Source organism: Kitasatospora sp. NPDC054939, assembly GCF_053610105.1.
Window position 1 is genome coordinate 1 of sequence record NZ_JBSGXP010000290.1, and the last position, 2,691, is coordinate 2,691.

The 2,691-nt window shown below is 70.9% G+C and carries 4 protein-coding genes; 2 read left to right on the top strand and 2 right to left on the bottom strand.

The features are described from left to right. Positions 1-50 precede the first annotated feature (50 nt). Together greA and ACWGB8_RS38330 are read right to left on the bottom strand one after the other, a co-directional pair. On the bottom strand, positions 51-548 hold the full coding sequence (greA, locus tag ACWGB8_RS38325; RefSeq protein WP_452218276.1) for a transcription elongation factor GreA: 498 nt from the start codon (positions 546-548) through the stop codon (positions 51-53). A 301-nt stretch (positions 549-849) separates the two neighbouring features. Further along, complete coding sequence (locus tag ACWGB8_RS38330; RefSeq protein ID WP_452218277.1) at positions 850-1,263, bottom strand: DUF4307 domain-containing protein; 414 nt, start codon at positions 1,261-1,263, stop codon at positions 850-852. A 268-nt stretch (positions 1,264-1,531) separates the two neighbouring features. Here ACWGB8_RS38330 and mca point away from each other — a divergent pair, with 268 nt between their 5' ends. Then, positions 1,532-2,401 carry a mycothiol conjugate amidase Mca gene (mca, locus tag ACWGB8_RS38335; protein WP_452218278.1) on the top strand — a complete coding sequence of 290 codons (870 nt, stop codon included), beginning with the start codon at positions 1,532-1,534 and terminating at the stop codon, positions 2,399-2,401. Between the two features lie 64 nt (positions 2,402-2,465). After that, a complete protein-coding gene (locus ACWGB8_RS38340) occupies positions 2,466-2,684 on the top strand; it encodes a hypothetical protein (protein WP_452218279.1) in 219 nt (72 codons plus the stop codon). Positions 2,685-2,691: the final 7 nt, after the last annotated feature.

Below are 2,691 nucleotides of genomic sequence, written 5' to 3' on the forward strand. Positions count from 1 at the left end.
GGCCCGCGGAGACTCTCCGCGGGCCGCCCCCGTCGCCGTACCGGGTCGGATCAGCCGGTGTGCGGCTTGATCTCGACGATCTTCACCATGGCCCGCTTGCCGTTCGGCAGCTCGTAGGTCGCCTCGTCGCCGACCTTCTTGCCGTCGATGGCGCGGCCGAGCGGGGACTGCGGGGAGTAGATGTCCAGGTCGTCGCCGGCCACCTCGCGCGAGCCGAGCAGGAACCGCATGGTGTCGTCCTCGTCGCCGTCGAAGGCCACCGTGACGACCATGCCCGGGGACACCACGCCCGAGTCCGCCGGCGCCTCGCCGACCTTGGCACGCTCCAGGAGCTGGGTCAGCTGGCGGATGCGCAGCTCGTACTTGCCCTGCTCCTCCTTGGCCGCGTGGTAGCCGGCGTTCTCCTTGAGGTCACCCTCCTCGCGCGCCGCCTCGATCTTCTGGGCGATCTCGATGCGCCATGGGCCGGTCAGGTGGTCCAGCTCGGCCTTGAGCTGGTCGTAGCCGGACTGAGTGAGCCAGGTCACGTGTTCGCTGGTCTGGGTCACAGGTGCTCCTCGTAGGTGCTGGGGCTGTGCTGAGGGATTGATTCGTCAGCAGGTGTGGTGGTGATATCGGTCGTAACTACAAAGCAACGCCCGCTCCCGTAGCATCCGGCACGGAAGGGGCGAAACCACGAGCGTAACAACTCCCACCGACAAGCGGGAGAGTCGTCGACGCGCCGCTGACGAGAGCATTGCGCCGCGGTGTACGGAAAGGGGGTGGTGCGGGCTCCCTGAACGGATGCCCGCTCCCCTGATCGAATATGCGCCCCGGTCGTCCGCCGGGGCCGGGGGACGACCCCTCCGGCTACTTCGCGGGGGTGCAGCCCAGCAGCTGGGCGGTGGTGCCGCGGGCCGTGGTGCGCAGGCTCACCACCGCGTCGTAGTCGTCGCCGGCCGCCGGGACGGCGAAGTCGGCCATCCCGACCACCGCGCCGTCCTCCGACTGCGAACGGACCGTGCAGCTGCCCGCGGTGCCGCCGGCCTTGCTGACCACCAGGTGCAGCTTCACCTCGGAGTCCGAGACCGCCTCGAAGGACTGCACGGAGCCGTTGATCGCGGTCTCCCGGATCAGGTACGAGCCGCCGATCCAGGCGAGCAGGGCGAGGGCGAGTACACCGCAGACCGCGCCGGCGATCCGCAGCCGGCGGTCCGCCTCGCGGTCGCCGCGCCGCCCGTAGCGGCCCTCGGGCAGCGGCGTGCTGCCGTTCGCCTCGCTCATCGTGGCTCAGTCCTCTCCTGGCGAGCGGCCTCTTCCGGCGAGCGGCCTCCCCCGGCCGTCGGCCGGGCGGTGTCCCCGTAGTGGTACGCGGGAATGGAAGGCCCCTCCGTTCCGTCACTATAGGAGGGGCACGCCCGCGGCCGGTCCGGCGGGGGCGGGGCTCGGCCGCGGCGGCAGCATGCCCGGCGGCGGGTCCCGCGGTGGTGCGGCCCAGAACTGTGCGGCTCAGACGGTGGGCAGCCCAGAACATTGCGGAAGGAACCAGGCGTTGACTGAGCAGCTGCGACTGATGGCGGTGCACGCCCACCCGGACGACGAGTCCAGCAAGGGCGCGGCCACCATGGCCAGGTACGTCGACCAGGGTGTGGACGTCCTCGTGGCCACCTGCACCGGGGGGGAGCGCGGGTCGGTCCTCAACCCGAAGCTCCAGGGGGACCCGTACGTCGAGGAGAACATCCACGAGGTGCGGCGCAAGGAGATGGACGCCGCCCGCGAGATCCTCGGCGTCCGGCAGGCGTGGCTGGGCTTCGTCGACTCCGGCCTGCCGGAGGGCGACCCGCTGCCCCCGCTGCCCGAGGGCTGCTTCGCCCTGCAGGACGAGAAGGAGGCGGCCGAGCCGCTGGTGCGGCTGATCCGCGAGTTCAAGCCGCAGGTCGTCACGACCTACGACGAGAACGGCGGGTACCCGCACCCCGACCACATCATGACCCACAAGATCACCATGATCGCCTTCGAGGCGGCCGGCGACCCGTCCGCCTACCCGGACGCCGGTGAGCCCTGGCAGCCGCTGAAGCTGTACTACAACCACGGCTTCCCGATGGGCCGGATCCGCGCGCTCCACGGCTACCTGGTCGAGCACGGCCACGAGTCCCCGTACGGCGAGTGGATCGAGGGCTGGGAGAAGAGCGGGCGCGAGGAGCGGGAGATCACCACCCGCGTCGAGTGCGGCGACTGGTTCGAGACCCGGGACCGCGCGCTGATCGCCCACGCCACCCAGATCGACCCGGACGGCCCCTGGTTCCGGGTCCCGCTGGAGGTCCAGCGCGAGGTCTGGCCGACCGAGGACTACGAGCTCGCCCGCTCCCTCATCGACACCGACCTGCCCGAGACCGACCTCTTCGCCGGCCTGCGCGACTGACGACACGCGCCCCGAACCACCCCCCGGTGGCCCGGCTCCGCGTGCGCCGGGCCACCATGGAGCAATGAGCACCCCCGTGAACCTCACCAGCCTCGCCGCCGAGCTCGCGCTCGACGAGAACAAGGTCACCCCCGGCCTCCTGGGCTTCGTCGTCTTCGCCGCGCTCGGCGTCGCCACCTGGTTCCTGGCCAAGTCCATGAACAAGCAGTTCAAGCGCGTCAACTTCGTCGAGGAGCCCGAGACCAGCAACGGGATCGCTGGTGAGGCGCCGAGCAAGGGCTGACCTGGGA